This is a genomic window from Bifidobacterium primatium, from assembly GCF_002802875.1.
Taxonomy (GTDB): domain Bacteria; phylum Actinomycetota; class Actinomycetes; order Actinomycetales; family Bifidobacteriaceae; genus Galliscardovia; species Galliscardovia primatium.
In genome coordinates this window covers 450,743-468,947 of the sequence record NZ_PEBI01000001.1, presented here as the reverse complement: position 1 = coordinate 468,947, position 18,205 = coordinate 450,743, and the positions used below count along the sequence as shown (strand labels likewise).

Annotated in this window: 15 protein-coding genes; 9 read left to right on the top strand and 6 right to left on the bottom strand. The window is 65.4% G+C overall.

Features of this window, described 5'->3' with window-relative positions; translation table 11 throughout:
• Window positions 1-170: 170 nt before the first annotated feature.
• On the top strand, window positions 171-1,511 hold the full coding sequence (locus tag CS006_RS01830) for an MATE family efflux transporter (RefSeq protein WP_100510066.1): 1,341 nt from the start codon (window positions 171-173) through the stop codon (window positions 1,509-1,511).
• A 238-nt stretch (window positions 1,512-1,749) separates the two neighbouring features.
• On the opposite strand, the gene CS006_RS01825 is transcribed toward CS006_RS01830, so the two are convergent.
• The 3 genes from CS006_RS01825 to CS006_RS01815 all read right to left on the bottom strand — a co-directional run bounded on the left by CS006_RS01825 (window position 1,750) and on the right by CS006_RS01815 (window position 4,356).
• Complete coding sequence (locus CS006_RS01825) at window positions 1,750-3,114, bottom strand: PFL family protein (RefSeq protein ID WP_100510065.1); 1,365 nt, start codon at window positions 3,112-3,114, stop codon at window positions 1,750-1,752.
• Between the two features lie 32 nt (window positions 3,115-3,146).
• Window positions 3,147-3,419, bottom strand: coding sequence for an ACT domain-containing protein (locus CS006_RS01820; protein WP_094664857.1), 273 nt, complete (start codon window positions 3,417-3,419; stop codon window positions 3,147-3,149).
• Window positions 3,420-3,756: 337 nt separating this feature from the next.
• Window positions 3,757-4,356, bottom strand: coding sequence for a tRNA (cytidine(34)-2'-O)-methyltransferase (locus CS006_RS01815; RefSeq protein WP_100510455.1), 600 nt, complete (start codon window positions 4,354-4,356; stop codon window positions 3,757-3,759).
• A gap of 168 nt (window positions 4,357-4,524) precedes the next feature.
• Between CS006_RS01815 and CS006_RS01810 the strand changes: the two genes are divergently transcribed.
• Together CS006_RS01810 and CS006_RS01805 are read left to right on the top strand one after the other, a co-directional pair.
• A complete protein-coding gene (locus CS006_RS01810; protein WP_100510454.1) occupies window positions 4,525-5,439 on the top strand; it encodes an HhH-GPD family protein in 915 nt (304 codons plus the stop codon).
• 149 nt (window positions 5,440-5,588) lie between these two features.
• Window positions 5,589-6,248: a hypothetical protein gene (locus CS006_RS01805; RefSeq protein WP_100510064.1), complete on the top strand. Its 660-nt coding sequence runs from the start codon at window positions 5,589-5,591 to the stop codon at window positions 6,246-6,248.
• Between the two features lie 47 nt (window positions 6,249-6,295).
• On the opposite strand, the gene radA is transcribed toward CS006_RS01805, so the two are convergent.
• The gene (gene radA / locus CS006_RS01800) at window positions 6,296-7,813 is read right to left on the bottom strand and encodes a DNA repair protein RadA (protein ID WP_100510453.1); all 1,518 of its coding nucleotides are present in this window, start codon (window positions 7,811-7,813) and stop codon (window positions 6,296-6,298) included.
• Window positions 7,814-7,996: 183 nt separating this feature from the next.
• Here radA and CS006_RS01795 point away from each other — a divergent pair, with 183 nt between their 5' ends.
• Both CS006_RS01795 and CS006_RS01790 read left to right on the top strand, forming a co-directional pair.
• Entirely contained in the window at window positions 7,997-8,599 is a 603-nt protein-coding gene (locus tag CS006_RS01795; protein WP_100510063.1) for a hypothetical protein, read from the top strand.
• Window positions 8,600-8,723: 124 nt separating this feature from the next.
• On the top strand, window positions 8,724-8,813 hold the full coding sequence (locus CS006_RS01790) for a 30S ribosomal protein bS22 (protein ID WP_004268639.1): 90 nt from the start codon (window positions 8,724-8,726) through the stop codon (window positions 8,811-8,813).
• 93 nt (window positions 8,814-8,906) lie between these two features.
• On the opposite strand, the gene rpiA is transcribed toward CS006_RS01790, so the two are convergent.
• Both rpiA and CS006_RS01780 read right to left on the bottom strand, forming a co-directional pair.
• Window positions 8,907-9,605, bottom strand: coding sequence for a ribose-5-phosphate isomerase RpiA (gene rpiA, locus CS006_RS01785; RefSeq protein ID WP_100510062.1), 699 nt, complete (start codon window positions 9,603-9,605; stop codon window positions 8,907-8,909).
• Between the two features lie 73 nt (window positions 9,606-9,678).
• Window positions 9,679-10,755: a ribonuclease H family protein gene (locus CS006_RS01780; RefSeq protein ID WP_100510061.1), complete on the bottom strand. Its 1,077-nt coding sequence runs from the start codon at window positions 10,753-10,755 to the stop codon at window positions 9,679-9,681.
• Between the two features lie 695 nt (window positions 10,756-11,450).
• On the opposite strand from CS006_RS01780, the gene CS006_RS01775 reads away from it, so the two are divergent.
• The 4 genes from CS006_RS01775 (at window position 11,451) to CS006_RS01760 (ending at window position 18,193) form a co-directional block, all read left to right on the top strand.
• Window positions 11,451-14,600 (top strand): fibronectin type III domain-containing protein, encoded by a 3,150-nt coding sequence (locus CS006_RS01775; protein WP_100510060.1) that lies wholly within the window; start codon window positions 11,451-11,453, stop codon window positions 14,598-14,600.
• A gap of 211 nt (window positions 14,601-14,811) precedes the next feature.
• The gene (locus CS006_RS01770; RefSeq protein WP_207759984.1) at window positions 14,812-16,050 is read left to right on the top strand and encodes a heme/hemin ABC transporter substrate-binding protein; all 1,239 of its coding nucleotides are present in this window, start codon (window positions 14,812-14,814) and stop codon (window positions 16,048-16,050) included.
• Complete coding sequence (locus CS006_RS01765) at window positions 16,050-17,264, top strand: FecCD family ABC transporter permease (protein ID WP_243386680.1); 1,215 nt, start codon at window positions 16,050-16,052, stop codon at window positions 17,262-17,264. Before CS006_RS01770 ends, CS006_RS01765 begins: the two co-directional genes overlap by 1 nt.
• Entirely contained in the window at window positions 17,261-18,193 is a 933-nt protein-coding gene (locus CS006_RS01760; protein WP_207759982.1) for a heme ABC transporter ATP-binding protein, read from the top strand. The genes CS006_RS01765 and CS006_RS01760 overlap by 4 nt, the downstream gene beginning before the upstream one ends.
• Window positions 18,194-18,205 lie beyond the last annotated feature (12 nt).

The window sequence follows — 18,205 nt, the reverse complement described above, 5'->3', positions numbered from 1 at the left end:
CGCGGCGCGTTGCGCGAATCGTCCGATGCCACTATTTCGAGGCAAACGTGGCAATCGTCGGCAATCCTCGGCGTTCCACCGGCCGACGGGGCATAGGATACCGATGAAACGTCGAACGTCCGGAGAGCCGAACGTCCGGAGAACCGAGCGTTCGGAACAGGGAAGTGACCATGGCAACAATCGACATGACGACGGGCAGGCCCACGCCTCATCTTATGAACTACGCGGTGCCGCTGGTGCTGACCAACGTGTTCCAACTGTCGTACAACGCCCTCGACGCCATCATCGTCGGCCGGTTCATCGGCAAGGAGGCGCTCGCCGCCACCGGCATGGCGAGCCCCGTGATGAACCTGCTGATTCTCGGCATCTCCGGCCTGACGATGGGCGCCGGCGTGCTGATGAGCGAATACTTCGGCGCCCACGACCTCGGCAGGCTGCGTCGTGAGATGTCGACGACGATACTCTCCGGTCTGATACTGTCGGTCGCCGTCGCCGCGCTGGGATTCGCGTTCATGCCCCCGCTGCTGCACGTATTGAACGTTCCCGTGGCGGCGTTCGCGCAGACGCTCGTCTACCTGCGCATCACGTTCATCGGCGTGCCGTTCACGTATTGCTACAACGCGCTCGCCGCCGCGCTGAAAAGCGCCGGCGATTCGAAGACACCGCTGGTGTTTCTGAGCATCGCATTGGTGGTCAACGGCCTGCTCGACGTCGTATGCATCGGATTCCTCGGCTTCGGCATCGACTGGGCGGCCACGACCGACGTCATCGCGCAGGCGCTCGCCATGACGATGACCGCCGTATACATGGTCGTGAAGATGCCCGACTTCCGTCTGCGTCGCGGCGAATTCGGCATCGACGCGTCACTGCTGCGCAAGACGTGGGAATATGGCTCGGTCACGGCGTTGCAGCAGTCGATTCAGCCGATCGCCAAGCTGCTGATCCAAGGCGCGGTCAATTCGCTGGGCGTGGATGTGATCGCCGCGTTCAACGCCGTCACCCGCGTGGATGATTTCGCGTTTACGCCGCAGCAGAGCATCTCGCACGGCATCACCACGTATGTGGCGCAGAACCGCGGTGCCGGCAGGACCGAGCGCATCCGACCGGGATTCCGTGCGGGACTGCGTCTGGAATTTCTCTATTGGATTCTCATCGGCGTCGTCGTGCTGCTGTTGCATCGGCCGATCATGCGGTTGTTCGTCACCGCCGACCAGACACGCGTGGTCGATCTCGGCAGCCAGTATCTGACGACGATGGCCCTGTTCTATATCTTCCCGTCGTTCACGAACGGCATCCAGGGATTCTTCCGCGGCATGGGGAACATGTCGGTTACGCTGATCTCCACGTTCATTCAGGCGTCGTTGCGTGCGGTGTTCACGTGGCTGCTCATCGGTTCGCTGGGCATGTACGGCATCAGCTTCGCCTGCGCGATCGGCTGGAGCGCCATGCTGCTGTTCGAGGTGCCGTATTACTTCGTCTACATGCGCAGGCGCGGTTTCTTCGATAGGTGACAGTGCGACAGGGAGCGGGGCAACTCCCCTCAGTCAGGCTGCGCCTGACAGCTCCCCTCAAACTTGAGGGGAGCCGGGCTGCCGAGACGGATTATCTCGTTGGCTCCCCTCATGAATGAGGGGAGCTGTCCGCGAAGCGGACTGAGGGGAGTTGATGCCGTATGGGGTGGTGAAGGATCCCTCGGCTCGGCGTTGCCTCGCTCGGGATGATGGTTTGCGGGGCGGGGCCCACAAACCATCAGTTCTTGAAGCTGTGGATCGGGGCGGGGATGCGGCCGCCGCGGGTCACGAACGCCTCGCAGCTCGTCTGGTTGACGGGCATGATCGGCGCGTAGCCCATCAGGCCGCCGAAGTTCGCCATCTCGCCCACGCCCTTGCCGGCCACCGGAATCACACGGACGGCCGTGGTCTTCTGGTTCACCATGCCGATGGCCGCCTCGTCGGCGATCATGCCGGAGATCGTTGCGGCGGACGTGTCGCCGGGGATGGCGATCATGTCGAGACCGACCGAGCACACGCAGGTCATCGCCTCGAGCTTCTCCATCGTCAGGCATCCGGACGCGGCGGCATCGATCATGTTCTTGTCCTCGGAGACGGGGATGAACGCGCCGGAAAGGCCGCCGACATAGGACGACGCCATGATGCCGCCCTTCTTCACCTGATCGTTGAGCATGGCCAGCGCGGCCGTCGTGCCCGGCGCACCCACCTGTTCGAGACCGATCTTCTCTAGCACCTCGCCGACCGAATCGCCCACCGCCGGCGTCGGGGCCAGCGACAGGTCGATGATGCCGAACGGGATGCCGAGACGACGCGACGCCTCCTGGGCCACCAGCTGGCCCACACGCGTGATCTTGAACGCGGTGCGCTTGATGGTCTCGCACAGGAACTCGAAGTCCTTGCCCTTGGCGGCATCCAGCGCGCGGGAGACCACGCCCGGGCCGGAGACGCCCACGTTGATGACGGCGTCTCCCTCGGTCACGCCGTGGAAGCCGCCCGCCATGAACGGGTTGTCGTCCGGGACGTTGCAGAACGCCACGAACTTCACGCAGCCATAGGAATCATTGTCCTTCGTGAGTTCGGCCGTGTCCTTGATGATGTGGCCGAGCAGTTCGACCGCGTTCATGTCGATGCCGGTCTTCGTGGAGCCGACGTTCACCGACGAGCAGACCAGGTCGGTTTCGGCCAGGGCCTTGGGCAGCGACTTGATGAGCAGCTCCTCGGCCGGGGTCATGGCCTTCGAGACCAGCGCCGAATAGCCGCCGATCAGATCGACGCCGACCTTCTTCGCCGCATTGTCAAGCGCATGCGCGATCTTGACGAAGTCGTCGCTCGTCTTGCACGAGCTGGCGCCGACCAGCGAGATCGGCGTGACGGTGATGCGCTTGTTGACGATCGGGATGCCGTAGTCGCGGCTGATCTCCTCGCCGGTCCTCACCAGGTCCTTGGCATACGACGTGATCTTGTTGTAGACGTTGTCGCAGACGGTGTCCACGTCGGCGGCCGCGCAGTCAAGCAGGCTGATGCCCATCGTGATCGTGCGCACATCGAGCTTCTCCTGCTCGATCATCTGATTGGTCTCGTGGACCTCCATGATATTCAGCATGGTATTTCTCCTTCAGCAGGCTCGCATCACACTCAGACGCGGTGCATCTTGGTGAAGATCTCCTCGCGCTGGCAGCGGATGCGCACGCCGATGTCGTCGCCGAGGTCCTCGAGATTGCCGACCATGGCGCTGAAATCCTTGTCGGATTCGGAATAGTCGACGATCATCATCATGTTGAAGAAGCCGTCGATGATGGTCTGCGAGATGTCGAGCACGTTCACGTGGTGCTTCGACAGATACGTGCAGACGCGGGCGATGATGCCGACCGTATCCTGGCCGACGACGGTGATGATTGCCTTGTTCATGAAGTCTCCCTTAAGACCAACGACCGTTTTTGAATCCATCCCCGGCTTCGGACGGCGGCCTGATTGCGGCGGCCGTCCGTGAAAAAGCCGTGTTTCGCCAGTCTACCCGCGGATTGTGGATGGTGTCCGCGTTGTCTCACGCCCGGTTGGAGGGACCTTGTGTTCCCGTCTCGCCGCTCGATGAGATCGCGGCTCGCGTCGCTACAAAACAGTCCACTGGACTGTTTTGCTCACGCTCCGGTTTTCTGGAGGAGTCCTGCGGACACTGTGTCTCCGTCTCGCGGCTCGATGAATCGCCGCTCGCGTCGCTACAAAACAGTCCACTGGACTGTTTTGCTCACGCTCCGCCTTGGAATCCGAGCTGGCGCCAGGCTTCGTAGATGGCGATGGAGGCGCAGTTCGTCAGGTTCAAAGAACGCAGCGAGGGGCGCATGGGGAGCCTCACCTGCTCGGCCACATGCGGGCCCTCCATGATGTCCATCGGATCGGGGATGTTGCCCGGTTCGGGGCCGAACAGCAGAATGTCGGTCGGCTTGTATTCGATGTCGGTGTACAGCTTCGTGGCATGCGCGGTGAACGCGATGATGCGCGAGTTCGGCATCGACTCCACCAGATTCTCGAAGTTCGGGTGCAGCACCACATGCGCCATGTCGTGGTAGTCGAGGCCGGCGCGGCGCAGCTTCGTATCGCGCAGGTTGAAGCCCAGCGGCTCCACCAGATGCAGGATCGTGCCGGTCACCGCGCACAGGCGGATGGCCGAACCGGTGTTGCCGGGGATGCGCGGCGAGTAGTAGCACAGATGCGGGGTGACGGTCTCGGCCTCGGCGGCCTTCTCGGCCGAAAGCATGGCATCCACCACGCTGATCGGGTTGCCATGGGCGTCGGTCACGAGCTCGTCGGGGCCGTAGTTCGACTTACGGTAGCCGTACTCGAACATCTTCTCGACCTTGGATTCGGGGTCGGCGCCGTGGTTTTCGGCGGGATTCGTGGGGTTCTGTTCCGTATTCACAATCGTCAAGGATAGAAACGCCAACCGACACGGCGCATCATGCGGGACGACGGTCCGAATTTGCGCGGACGTATGGTTTTTGGCATGGTGGCTGTGATGCAGGAAGAACACGTTGACAAAACCCGCGAACAGGTGCGCGCGCGGCTCGCCGCATGGTGGGAGGCGAACGCCCGCGACCTGCCCTGGCGGTTCGGTCGCACCACCCCATGGGGCGTGCTGGTCTCCGAGGTCATGAGCCAGCAGACCCAGATGAGCCGCGTCGTGCCGTATTGGACCGACTGGATGCGCACCTGGCCCGACGCCGCCGCGCTTGCCAAGGCCTCCACCGCCGAGGTCATCACCGCGTGGGGGCGCCTCGGCTATCCCCGTCGCGCCCTGCGGTTGCAGGAGTGCGCCCGCGTCGTCGCCGACCAATACGGCAACGCACTGCCCGACGACCACGACACGTTATTGTCCCTGCCCGGCATCGGCGACTACACGGCCAGCGCCGTCTCCAGCTTCGCGTTCGGCCGCCGCGTCGCCGTCATCGACACCAACATCCGCCGCGTGCTCTCCCGCGTACTGCTCGGCGTCGAATCGCGCGGAGGCTCCGCAACACGCGCCGAACGCGACCTCGCCAACGACGCGCTGCCGGACGACACGGCGAAGTCGGTCATCTGGAACCAGTCGGTCATGGAGCTCGGCGCCGTCGTATGCACGGCGAAGAAACCGATGTGCGAGGTCTGCCCGGTATCGACATGCTGCGCGTTCCTCGCCGCCGGCCGGCCGGGACTGGGGGAGAGGCGCACACGGCCCCGCCAGCGGTTCCAGGGCACCGACCGTCAGGTGCGCGGCATCGTATTGAACGCGCTTCGACGGCGACACGACGGCGGCCTGACGGCCGGCCTGCCGCGCGCCGAAGCGGAATCATTGTGGCCGGACCAGGGCCAGCTCGCCGCATGCATCGCCTCGCTCGACGACGACGGACTCATCGAAATCAACAAGGACGGCTCGCTGTCGCTGCCGCGATGACGTCCGCCGCGTCCGTCACAATGACGTCCGCCGCGTCAGTGGCGACGAGGCCCGTCACGGCCACGCATGACGATGCCGATGTGGAAATGCCGCTAGGAATCGCCGTGTCCCATATCGTTCGCCGCCGAACGTTCCTACACTCATGAACTATGGCAAAGCGGAGAATCAGCAAACAGCAGCAGCGTATCTATCGTCGTCGTCGCATCGTGGCGGTCATCGTGCTGATAGCCGTTCTTGCCGTATTCGGCGGCCTCGTCTACGGCGTGGTCCGGGGCGTGCAGGCGTTGGTCGGCGGCGACGAACAGTCCCAGTCACAGACCGCGAAGGCGTCGAAATCCTCGAAGAGCACGAAATCGTCAGGTGCCGAATCGTCGTCGGACGGCACGACGAAGTCCAGGACCACGGCCGGCGTGCCCGACTGCGACGACTCCAACATCACGCTGAACCTGTCGGCCGACTATACGACCGTCGGCGTCGGCGGCACGGTGAACTTCAAGACGTCGATTCTGCACAGCGGCAACACGTCCTGCCTCATCGACGCGTCGAACGCATCGCGCGTGCTGGCCATCACATCCGGCAACGAGACGGTATGGCGATCGGACTCATGCGACGTCGACTCGCGCATGCTGCTCATGGACGGCAACGACAAGGACATCCAGACCGTCACATGGAACACGAACCGCACCGGCTCCACCTGCCAGGACGACGCCTCCCGACCCCATGTGGAGGCCGGCACCTACGTGGCCGTATTGAGCCTGCGCGACAACAAGGCCGTGAAATCCGATCCCCTGACGATCACCGTGCAGTAGTCAGCTCCCCTCGGACCGCCATGCGGCAGCTCCCCCTCGGACCGCCGCTACCGGCGCTTCACCACGCCCATCGCCCTCAGCGCCTTCGACACCGAATCCGCCTCGATGACGGTCAATCCGTCGATGACGATGGGCTTCGCGCCCCGACGGCGTTTGGGCGCGACCACATGGGTGAATCCCAGACGTGCCGCCTCGCGCAGACGATACTCCAGACGCGGCACCGGACGAATCTGGCCGGTCAGCGAGATCTCGCCGATCGCCGCGTAGTCGCGGGCGATCGGCGCATGGAAGGCGGCGCTCGCCAACGCGGCCGCGATGGCCAGGTCGCACGCCGGCTCCTTCGCCAATCCGCCGGCGATCGTGGAGATGTACAGGTCGTTGTTCAGCAATGGGATGCCGCCGTGCCGATACAATACGGCGACCAGCATGGCCAGACGATTCGAATCGATGCCGTTGGTCGCGCGGCGCGGCGTCGGCAGCACCGAATTCGTCACCAGCGCCTGAATCTCGATGGGAAGGCTGCGGTGGCCGTCCACGGTGAACGTCACGCAGGTGCCCTCGGTGGCGTCGTCGCCGTCGGAAAGGAACAGCGCCCCCGGGTTGACGACCTCGTCGATGCCCTCGCCGCTCATATCGAAGCAGCCGACCTCGTCGGTCGGGCCGAAACGGTTCTTGACCGCACGCAGCATGCGCAGCGCGGTCTGCGAATCACCCTCGAACTGGCAGACCACATCCACCAGATGCTCGAGCGTGCGCGGGCCGGCGATGGAGCCGTCCTTCGTCACATGGCCGACCAGCAGCACGGGGATGTCGCGGGTCTTGGCCACGTCGATGAGGGCGCTGGCGACCTCGCGCACCTGCGAGGAGCCGCCCGAGATGCCATCGACGTCCTGCGAGATGATGGTCTGCGCCGAATCGACGATGGCCAGCACCGGATTCACCTGTTCGATAAGACCGAGCACGGTGGCGAGGTCGGTGGTGGAGGCGAGCAGCAGATGGTCGTTGACGGCGCCGATGCGGCTGGCGCGCATGCGCACCTGCGACGTGGACTCCTCGCCCGAGACGTACAGGACCTTGCCGCCGGTGGCGGTGGCGCCGCCAGCGGCGTCGCTGCCAGTCCCCGACGCATCGGCCGCGGCCTTGGCCACGCGGCCGGCCGTCTCCAGCAGCAGCGTGGACTTGCCGATGCCGGGCTCGCCGGCCACCAGCACCACCGAACCGGGCACGATGCCTCCGCCGAGCACGCGGTCGAATTCGCCGAAGCCCGTCGGCACGCGCGTCACGTCGGCCTCGCTCACCTTGGTGATGGGCACGACCATGGAATCGGGCACATGCGCCGCCTGCGTATGCGACGTGGCGGCTCCGATGCCCGAACGCGAGCCTGCGGCCGCGCCGGCGGAACCGGCGGCCATCGCCGTGCCGCGCGTCCGTGCGGCGGCGCGGGGCCGTGCCTCGCGGAACTCCTCGATGGTGCCCCATTCACCGCATTCGGGGCAGCGTCCGAACCATTTGCCGCCGCTCCATCCGCATTCGGAGCACAGGAACTGAGTAGAGGATTTCGCCATGCCGCCAACGCTATTGGCGTTGAACGACAAAATCCCCGCGGGGCCCTCGCCTCCTGTTTCGTCGCGGTGGCGGGAGACGCCGACGCGATTCGCCGGGAGGGACATCGCGGCCGTTGGCATTGCAGGCGTCGGCGCATGCAATGCCTGTCGGCCAGCGTCCTAACGGCGTGAGAGAATCGCGCTATGCCAAATTCCAATTCTTCTTCCTCGCGACGTCGTCTGATCGTTATCGTCACCGCGGCGGTGATCATCATCATCGCGCTGTTCAGCGCGTTCGTCTGGCCCGGCTGGGCGATGAAGGACAACGGCGGCGATGCGCGGAGCATGCAGACGCAGTCCGCGGCGGCGACCCCGACCATCGAGGCGTCCGCGCTGCCGAAGAACGCCAGCGAACTGGTCAAGGCGTTCCCCGACGCCGTCGCCAACTACGCGCGCACCGGCGTCGAGGCCACGAAGGACTGGGAATCCGCCAAGCCGGTCGAGGAGTATGCGGTCACGTATTCCACCGGCGCCAAGTCGAAGGACGTGGCGATGGTCATCGGCCAGTGGTCGAACTCCTCCGGTGCGAAGACCCAGTACGACAAGCTGACGGCCGCTCTGGAGGGCGACACCCTGGCGCACGGCAACGTGAAGGTGTCCGGCGCGAACAAGGGCACGTACGTGGTCAAGGCCGACGCCGACGACGACACCAAGGCCGTCGCCGTCTGGCAGAACGACACCGTGGTCTTCCAGGTGACGGGCGGCAAGGACGCGGTGATGGCGTTCTACCAGAAGTTCCCCATGTAGTCCCCATGCGCCCGGCTGCGCGGGGCCGCGGCACGGATTGGCGCCGTGGGTGGTGTTCGTCCGAAAGCCGTAGTACTATTGGGCAAGTTGCAATCTTTTCGATACATATAGAACGGAGGCTGAGATGGGTTCGGTCATCAAGAAGCGCCGCAAGCGGATGAGCAAGAAGAAGCACCGCAAACTGCTGCGTAAGACTCGCCACCAGCGCAAGTAGTCTTCAGCGCCGTATGGCGCAGCGTCGGGCAGACGCAGGAAAAAGCCCCGTGAACCTTACGGTTCCGGGGCTTTTGTCATAGGTGACGTTGCGTCACTTGTTGCCGTTGGTCATGACGCGCGGACCGTTCGGATCGCCTACAATCACGGTGTCGACCATGTTGAGGAACAGGCCGTGCTCCACCACGCCGACCGTGTTGATGAGATCCTCGGCCAGCTCGCGCGGGTGGTCGATGCGGCCCAGGTGCAGGTCGACGACGAAGTTGTTCTCGTCGGTGCGCACTTCCTTGCCGTCGGCGTCGAGGCGCAGCACGGGCTTGTAGCCCTTGGCCTCGAACTTCTTGATGACGTGGCCGGCGCCGAACGGAATGACCTCGACCGGCAGCGGGAACGCGCCGATGGTGTCGACGACCTTGGACTCGTCCACGATCCAGACGATCTTGTTGGAGTTCGTGGCCACGATCTTCTCCCACAGCAGGGCCGCGCCGCCGCCCTTGATGCCGTCGAAGTTCTTGTCCACCTCGTCGGCGCCGTCGATGGTCACGTCGATGTGGTCGACATCGTCGACGTCCACGATCTTGATGCCGTAGCCCTCGGCCTGCTCCTGCGTGCGACGGGACGTGGTCACGCCGGTGAATTGAAGGCCCTCCTCCTGCACGCGGCGGCCGAGCTCATCGACGAGGAAGCGCACGGTCGAGCCGGTTCCCAGACCTGCGATCATGCCGTTCGTCACCAGCTTGGCGGCCTCGATGCCCGCCGCCTTCTTCAATGCATCCTGCTGTGCCTTGTCCATGGTTCTCTCCTTCGGTGGACCGGATTTTTGAACGTTCTACACATTCATTAACCAAGTGTATGCAACGGTGCGGTCAGCGGCCGAGGAAGACGTCGCCGTCAAGCTCCATCGTGCCGTCCGCCGCCACCGTGCCGGTGAACGTGATGGTGCCGGTGATGGTGATGGGCCTGCCTTGGAACGACGGGCTGCTCGACGGCGGGGGAGTGATGCGCACGGTGCCCTGCGCCCGAAGACCGGAGGGACGGTGGGCGGTTGGGGTCGGGGTTGAGGGTGGGGGCGTCGTCGCGGATTCCGGCTTCGACTCCTGTGCCGGTTCCGGCTGGAGTGTCGGCGCCGCCGACGCGGTCGCTGCTGATGCCGGCGGCTCCGCATCGTAGTCGGGCACGCCCTCGGGTTCCCTGAGCAGTTCGGCCAATGATGGTTTCGCAATCGGCTTCGACGTCGTCGCCGATGCGGACTTTGGCTTCTCTGCCGGTTTCGTCGTCTTCGAACCGGTGCTTGTGCCATTGCCTCCGACTGCGCCGTCGCCGCTGGATTCGCCGCGGCCGAGATGGTATTCCTCCGCCGTGATGCTGCCGTCCAGGAGCATCCGTGCATCGGCCGGCACGTCGGTGCCCTTGGAATACGGGGAGCCCAGCAATGACTGCCATCCCTCCTTCGGCAGATACCCGTCGCGCGCCTTGGACCGGCAGTCGCCCGCATACGTGCGCGCCAGTTCGTCCACCTTCTCGTTGCCGGCGTTGCCCGCATGGCCCTTGACCCACACGAACTTCACCGAACCGGCGCGGCGGGAGATCTCCGCATCGATGGCCCTGACAAGCTCCGCGTTCTTCACCGGCTTCTTCTGCGAGTTCTTCCAACCGTTGCGCTTCCAGCCATGCACCCACTTGGTCGAGCAGTTGATGGCGTACTGCGAATCGGTCTCGATGACGAGCGGCTCCTCGCCCGGATGCGCGCGCAGCGCCTCGAGCACCGCGCACAGCTCGCCGATCTGGTTCGTGCCGTTCGTGGCGCCGCCCGCATCGCAGTCGCCGGGATGCTCATGGCCGGGCCTGCCGCCCGCGTTCGTCTCGTGGTCCGCCCACGCCCAGCCCATAGGACCGTTAGGATTGCCCAACGCGCTGCCATCCGTGGATACCGTGATCGTCATGTTTCAGCTCCTTGTGGTGGTTTGGACAATCCAACCGGTCCCGTCGAGGCCTTGGCGGCCTCTCCCTTCGCCTACAGACGGTCCACTGGACTGTCTGCTTGACGGCTCAGCATTAGGATTGCCCAACGCGCTGCCATCCGTGGATACCGTGATCGTCATGATTGTCAGGGTAGTGGATGCCTTGGCCGACACGGCTGGGACGGTTCATCTCGTTGGCTCCCCTCATGCATGAGGGGAGCTGTCAGGCGCAGCCTGACTGAGGGGAGTTGGTGGTGTGCTGTGTGGGGTGTTCTCCCCTCAGTCTCACTTCGTTCGACAGCTCCCCTCAGGGAGGGGAGCCGAGTGGCTGAGACGGTTCGTCGAATCCGCTGCCGTCCGACTTCACGCGGGAGAGGGGAGCCGTCACGTCTGGCCGGTCCCATCACAATCTCGATATGTGATGTATATCACAGCTCTTGAATTTGGGAACGATTCTTGATATCGCGCGTGCGCGACTACGGGATGAATCTGAAAAAAACAAGACTTGAGAATGATTTTTTCCTTGTCGTATCGTGCGTACGAACTTCACGGAGCATGCCTGTCAGCTCTGCATTTTTTCGAGGCGACGCCCCCGTGAGGACAAGTGTTGGACCCCGCATCCGCATCAGGTTTCCGTTGGATGAGGGCATGGGGACATGAAGACGAAAGGAACATCAGTGTTCTTGAACAAGAAACGCAGCGCGGCACTCGCCTCGGCGATCGCCGTGGCGACGCTCGGCGCCGGCCTCGTCGTGCCGGCCGCCTCCGCCGCCGACTCGACCGCGAAGACCACCGACGACGCCACCCTGACATGGGGCCTCAACAAGGAGACGAACTGGCGCGCCTACAATCCCGGCACGTTCAACTTCCTGAGCGCCGGCGTCGTCGACAAGACCTCGGCCGACGACCTCGTCGAGGAAAGCGAATGGAAGCAGTCGGACGGCAACGTCTCCATCGAGAAGAAGCAGGCCGACGGCACGTATGCGGCCGCCACCTGGGCCGGCCTCAAGACCACGCCCGACGGCAAGGACCTTCCCGCCGCCTATTCCGCCACCGGCGAGGGCAGCGGCAACCGCGTCAAGCTGACCAAGGGCACCGGCACCATCGACGCCGACAAGGACAACGCCGAGATCTCCTGGACCGGTTCCTTCACCGTCTCCTACTACTCCGGCCAGGTCCAGTGGTACGCCAAGGACCTCAAGCTGAACGTCACCGGCGGCAAGGGCACCGTCACCGCCACGCTGGGCGGCTGGGCCACCGACATGAACGACGCCACCGTGTTCAGCAAGATCGCCGAGGAGAAGAACGTGGAGATCGCCACGCTCTCCAACGTGGACGTGAAGGACGACGGCACCGTCGTCACCCCCGACTTCAACGAGAACGACGTGGACGGCCAGGGAACCAAGGCCAAGAGCTGGCCGAAGCCGTTCCTCGACTTCGTCTCCAAGACCGGTTCCGGTCCGTACTGGTACGCCTCCGGCGGCGCCGCGGACCAGCGCAAGGCCCCGACCGAGATCGCCGTCTCCTACACCGCCAAGACGGCCGAGGACCCGACCAAGGTGGGCAACGTCGGCACGCTTTCCGCCGACCCGACCGTCATCAACCCGACCAAGGACCAGCAGATCACCGTGACCGGCAAGGGCTACACCGGCTCCGGCGCCGCCTTCGGCACCTACGTCGTGATCGCCGACAAGTCCGTGTGGCAGCCGGGCAAGGTCCCGACCGACCAGAGCGCCTTCACCATCCAGAAGTGGGTGCGTCCCGCCAACGATCCGAAGGACGGCTACGCCAACCTCGACAAGGACGGCAACTGGACCCAGGTGCTCGACATCCCCGCCAACACGCTTGACGCCTCCAAGCAGTACGTGGTCGGCACGTTCGCCGCGCACATGCTCTCCGTGACCAACCGCAACCTCGACCACGCCGTCGACCTGACGCTCAAGACCGCCGAGCCGGAGACCACCGCGCCCGCCGCCCCGGCCAAGCCGACCGCCTCCGTCGCCTCCGCCACGTCGGTGAAGGTCGACTGGAAGGCCCCCTCCGACGGCGGCAGCGCCATCACCGGCTACACCGTCACGCTCACCCCGTCCAAGGGCGACGCCGTCACCAAGGACGTCGATGCGAACACCACCACCGCTACATTCGGCGACCTCGCCGCAGGCGTCTCCTATACCGCCACCGTCACGGCCAAGAATGCCAAGGGCTCCTCGGCCGCATCCCCGGCTTCCGACGCCGTGACCCCGAACCCCGATCCGGCGTCCGACCTGGGCATCAAGGTCAGCCCGGCCTCGAACATCGACCCGTCCGTCAAGAACACCTTCACCGTCAAGGGCACCGGCTTCACCGGCGGCGCCGCCGCGAACGGCACCTACCTGATCGTCGTCGACTCCTCCGTGTGGAAGCCCGGCCAGGCCTTCAACATGGCCTACATGGGCAAGCTCGTCGGCACCGCATGGATTCAGCCCGGCCAGATCAAGGACGGCGCCTTCACCGGCACCGTCGACGTGGACGCCAACAAGCTCGAATACGGCAAGACCTACATCGTCGGCACCATCGCCGCGCACCAGCTGGCCATCACCGACCGTCGCCTCGACACCGCCCAGGCCATCACCCTCAAGGCCCAGATCCCGACCGCGCCGAGCGACGTGACCCTCGCCAAGTCCGGCAACGCCGACGCCAAGGTGAGCTGGAAGGCCCCGGCCGCCGGCTCTTACGACTCCAAGGTCGCCAAGTACACGGTCGTCGTCTCCGACAAGGACGGCAAGCAGGTCGCCACCAAGACCGTCGAGGCCGTTGACGGCCAGAGCGAGTACACCGCCGACTTCGCCGGCATCGCCAAGCCCGGCACCACGCTCAAGGCCACCGTCGTCGCCATCGACGCCGAAGGCCGGCAGTCCGCGGCCGTCGCCGCCAAGGACCTTGAGATCGCGGCCGTCGCTCCTGACGCCCCGCAGAACGTGACCGTGAAGCAGGCCGGCGCCCACGAGCTGCTCGTCAGCTGGTCCAAGCCCGCCTCCGACGGCGGCAGCGCCATCACCGGCTACACCGTCACGCTCACCCCGTCCAAGGGCGACGCCGTCACCCAGGACGTGGACGCGAACACCTTCCAGCACGTCTTCACTGAGCTCGACCCGAACACCGAGTACACGGCAACCGTGACGGCCGTGAACGCCGCCGGTTCCGCCGACGCATCGGCCTCCGAAGCCGCCAAGCCCGCCGCAATCGAGCCGAAGCTCGCCTTCGCCGACGCGAACAAGAAGGCCATCACCTCGCTCACGCTCAACGTGAACGACGAGAAGACCATCTACGCCTTCGCCCAGGGCGAGAACGTCGGCGGCGAAAAGGTGACCTGGGAGTCCTCCGACAAGTCGGTCGTCGGCTTCCCGGCCGAATCCGACGACGCCGACACCCCGGCCACCGCCGCCGTCGGCTACGACGAGCAGAAGGTCGTCGCCGGCAAGGCCGGTTCCGCCACCATCACCATCACGGCGACCATCGACGGCAAGAAGGTCACGGCCACCCTGCCCGTCACCGTGAAGGACCCGACCGCCAACAACAACGGCAACCAGAACAACAACGGCAACAACGGTTCCAACAACAACGGTTCCAACAACAACGGTTCCGCCAACGGCAACGCCTCCGGCTCCACGACCGGCACCACCTCGTCCAACAAGACGAACGCCGCCGCCAAGGCCAACGGCACCGCCACGAAGCCCAACGCGCTGAGCAAGACCGGCTCCGCCATCATGGGCATCGTCGCCGCAGCCGTCGTGCTGGCCGCCGGAGCGGGCGTCGTGCTCGCCGCCCGTCGCCGTGCCCTGCGCTAAGCGATGGGGCTGAGAGGGTGTCCTTTCGACTCCCCTCAGTCGGCTATCGCCGACAGCTCCCCTCAATCCTGAGGGGAGCCAAGCGGCACATCATCTGGCTCCCCTCATGAATGAGGGGAGCTGGCCGCCGAAGGCGGTCTGAGGGGAGTTGATTCCATTGGCTCGGCCCCCGCTCATCCGTCATCAAACCCATCCCAAGGAATCCCGCTTCATGAACATCGGACATCTGATCGTCGATGCGCGACGCCGCGCGAAAGCCCTGCTGGCGTCGCTCCTCGCGGTCGCGTGCCTGATGGGCATGGCCGGCTGCGCCAACATCGGCACCATATCCGAATCCAGCCTCGACTCGTGCGATGTGCCCGACGCCTCCACCACGCCCAATCCGCCGAAACTGCCCGACGTCACGCAGTCGAAGCTCAGGAACCCGCGCGAGATCACCGGCCCCACCACCGCCTACACGCGCTCCGACCAGATCATACCCATCTCCAACGCGCCGTTCGAGCAGCAGAAGCTGCCCGTCACCGTCAAAAGCTCCGACGGCCCGAAGCAGACCGTCACCGACACCACGCGCATCCTCGCGCTCAACCAGAACGGGGGTCTCGCCGCCGCCGTCTACGCGCTCGGATTCGGCTGCAACCTCGTCGGCCGCGACACCGCCACCGGCTCCTCCGGCATGGACAAGCTTCCCAAGGTCACCGTCAACGGCATGGACCTCAACGCCGAAGCCATCCTCGCGCTCGAACCCACGGTGATCATCACCGACACCAGCATCGGCCCCTACGACGTGCAGCTGCAGCTGCGACAGTCGGGTGTGCCCGTCGTGTTCGTGCCGCTCACCAGCAACGACGGAGTCAGCGGCGTCGGCACGCAGATCCAGGCGGTCGCCGACGCGCTCGGCGTCAGCGACCTCGGCAAGCAGCTCGTCAAACGCACCAACAGCGAAATAAGCAAAACCATCCAGACCATCCAGAAAACCATGGCCCCGGCCGACGTGAACCGCAAGCCACGCATCGTGTTCCTCTACGTGCGCGGCAAATCCATCTACTACTGGTTCGGCGAAGGCTCGGGCGCCGACTCGCTCATCCAGTCCATCGGCGCGAACGACGTGGCCAAGGAGGTCGGGTTCAAGGGCATGGCCGCCACCAACGCCGAAGCGCTCATCAAGGCCAAGCCCGACGTCATCTTCGCCATGACGCTGGGCGTGCAATCGGCCGGCGGACTCGACGGCATGCTCGAACTGCCCGGCATCAAGGAGACGCCCGCCGGCCAGCATCGACGCGTCGTCGACATGAGCGACTACGAGATCATGAGCTTCGGCCCGCAGACGGCACAGGTCCTCGCCGCGCTCGCCACGGCCGTCTACGTGCCCGAACAGGCCTACCAGCCCAAGACCAAGCCGGAAGTCGTCGAAAACCGGCTGAACGAGATGAAGCAGGAGAACACCAAGTGATGGAGAAGACGGGCAACGCCCCCAGTGCATCGGCCCCACGCGTGGCCGGCGACACCCCGCGTGCGGCGGCCGATGGCTCCGGCACGGGCGACATCCGTGCCGCCGCAGCCCGCGTCGACCGGGCCCGCAGCCGGCACATCGCCGCCAACGCCGCCGACCTCGGCCTCGCCGGCAAGCCGCGCATGGGCAAGACGGCGATGACCTTCGTCATACTCATCGTCGGATTGCTCGTCATGACCGTCGTCTCCGCATCGCTCGGCCAGCTCATCATCCCGTTCGACCAGGTCATCGGCTCTGTGCTCAACAAGATGGGCATCCACTGGCTCGAAGGCCCGACGCGCGCGTTCGGCAACGAGGCGCTGTGGAACGTGCGCTTCCCGCGCATCGTCATGGCCATCGTCGTCGGCGCGGCCCTCGGCGTCGCCGGCGCCGTCATGCAGGGCGTGTTCGGCAATCCGCTCGCCGAACCCGGCACCGTCGGCGTCTCCTCCGGCGCGGCCGTCGGCGCCAGCTGCTCCATCCTCATGGGATGGACGTTCCTCGGCGCGTTCACCACGCCGTTCCTCGCCTTCGCCTGCGGTCTGGCCACCACCATGTCGGTGTATCTGCTGGCCCGGCGCGGCGGCCGCACCGAAATCGTCACCTTGATTCTGACCGGCGTGGCCGTCAACGCCATCGCCGGCGCGCTCATCTCGTTCTTCACCTTCGCCGCGCCCACCAACGCGCGCGACCAGATTGTGTTCTGGCAGATGGGCTCGTTCAACGGCAGCCGCTGGCAGCAGGTGGCGCTTGTGGCGCCCATGTGCCTCATCGGCATCATCGCCGTGCAGTTCATGGCCCGCCGGCTCGACCTGCTCTCGCTCGGCGAGAAGCCGGCCCGTCACCTCGGCGTGAACGTGGAACGCCTGCGTTTCCTCTCCATGCTTGCCGTGGCACTGCTGGTCTCGTCCGCGGTCGCCTTCGCCGGCATCATCTCGTTCGTGGGACTGGTCGTGCCGCATCTGCTGCGCATGATCATCGGCCCCGGCCACCGCACGCTGCTGCCGGCCTCCGCGCTCGGCGGCGCGCTGCTGCTCACCATCGCCGACTTCGCCGCCCGCACGACCATCCAGTTCGCCGACCTGCCCATCGGCATGCTGACCTCGCTTGTCGGCGGACCGTTCTTCTTCTGGCTGCTTCGCCGCAGCCGATCCAAGTCAGGAGGTTGGGCATGAGCGTGGCTCTCCGCATGCCATGGAACACCGTCCATCGCACGCCGCAGATGCCGAATCCCGGCGACTGCGTGCTCGAACTCAAGGACGTAAGCGTCGAAATCGGCGAGCGCCGCATTCTCTCCGGCATCGATCTGGACGTCCGCGCCGGCGAGGTGCTGTCGCTGGTCGGTCCGAACGGCGCCGGCAAGTCGACGCTGCTGAACGCCATCACCGGCGACATGCCGCTTGCCGACGGCGAGATCTCGCTGTTCGGATTGCCGGCCGCATCGTGGGACGCCACCGAACTGGCCATGCGCCGCTCGGTGCTGCTGCAGTCGGTCGACGTGACGTTCCCGTTCAGCGTGGACGACATCGTGCGCATGGGCCGTTCCCCATGGGAGGGCACCGCCGAGGAGATGGACGACGACATGATCGTCGATTCCGCGATGTCGATGACCGAGGTCACGCCGCTTGCCGACCGCGTCTATACGTCATTGTCGGGCGGCGAGCGCGGCCGTGCCGCCTTCTCGCGCGTGCTCGCGCAGGCGGCGCCGATCCTGCTGCTCGACGAGCCGACCGCGGCCATGGACATCAAGCATCAGGAGATGCTCATGCGCATCGGCCGCGACTACGCGGCGGCCGGATGCGCGGTCGTCGTCATCGTGCATGCGCTCGACGCGGCGGCCGCATGGTCCGACCGCGTCGCGCTGCTTGAGCGTGGCCGGCTTCGCGCCGTGGGCACGCCCGAGGAGGTCTTCACGTCCGTCATGCTCACCGACGTGTATCAGTGTCCCATCGAGGTGATGCCGCATCCGGACGGCGGATTGGTCATCCTGCCGAAACGGCCGGCGGTCCGTCGCAACGTCTACGGCCGCCATCGCGGATTCCCCGGCGCATCCGCCGCCGAACTGGGACAGCTGGCGCGTTCGCGCGGTCAGGAGGCGGCGTGATGACGCGGTATA

Coding starts and splice junctions, on each gene's coding strand:
- CS006_RS01830 (WP_100510066.1), top strand. CDS start 171: ATGGCAACAATCGACATGACGACGGGCAGGCCCACGCCTCATCTTATG.
- CS006_RS01820 (WP_094664857.1), bottom strand. CDS start 3,419: ATGAACAAGGCAATCATCACCGTCGTCGGCCAGGATACGGTCGGCATC.
- CS006_RS01795 (WP_100510063.1), top strand. CDS start 7,997: ATGCCAAATTCCAATTCTTCTTCCTCGCGACGTCGTCTGATCGTTATC.
- CS006_RS01810 (WP_100510454.1), top strand. CDS start 4,525: ATGCAGGAAGAACACGTTGACAAAACCCGCGAACAGGTGCGCGCGCGG.
- CS006_RS01790 (WP_004268639.1), top strand. CDS start 8,724: ATGGGTTCGGTCATCAAGAAGCGCCGCAAGCGGATGAGCAAGAAGAAG.
- CS006_RS01815 (WP_100510455.1), bottom strand. CDS start 4,356: ATGTTCGAGTACGGCTACCGTAAGTCGAACTACGGCCCCGACGAGCTC.
- radA (WP_100510453.1), bottom strand. CDS start 7,813: ATGGCGAAATCCTCTACTCAGTTCCTGTGCTCCGAATGCGGATGGAGC.
- CS006_RS01760 (WP_207759982.1), top strand. CDS start 17,261: ATGAGCGTGGCTCTCCGCATGCCATGGAACACCGTCCATCGCACGCCG.
- CS006_RS01770 (WP_207759984.1), top strand. CDS start 14,812: ATGAACATCGGACATCTGATCGTCGATGCGCGACGCCGCGCGAAAGCC.
- CS006_RS01825 (WP_100510065.1), bottom strand. CDS start 3,114: ATGCTGAATATCATGGAGGTCCACGAGACCAATCAGATGATCGAGCAG.
- CS006_RS01765 (WP_243386680.1), top strand. CDS start 16,050: ATGGAGAAGACGGGCAACGCCCCCAGTGCATCGGCCCCACGCGTGGCC.
- CS006_RS01805 (WP_100510064.1), top strand. CDS start 5,589: ATGGCAAAGCGGAGAATCAGCAAACAGCAGCAGCGTATCTATCGTCGT.
- rpiA (WP_100510062.1), bottom strand. CDS start 9,605: ATGGACAAGGCACAGCAGGATGCATTGAAGAAGGCGGCGGGCATCGAG.
- CS006_RS01780 (WP_100510061.1), bottom strand. CDS start 10,755: ATGACGATCACGGTATCCACGGATGGCAGCGCGTTGGGCAATCCTAAC.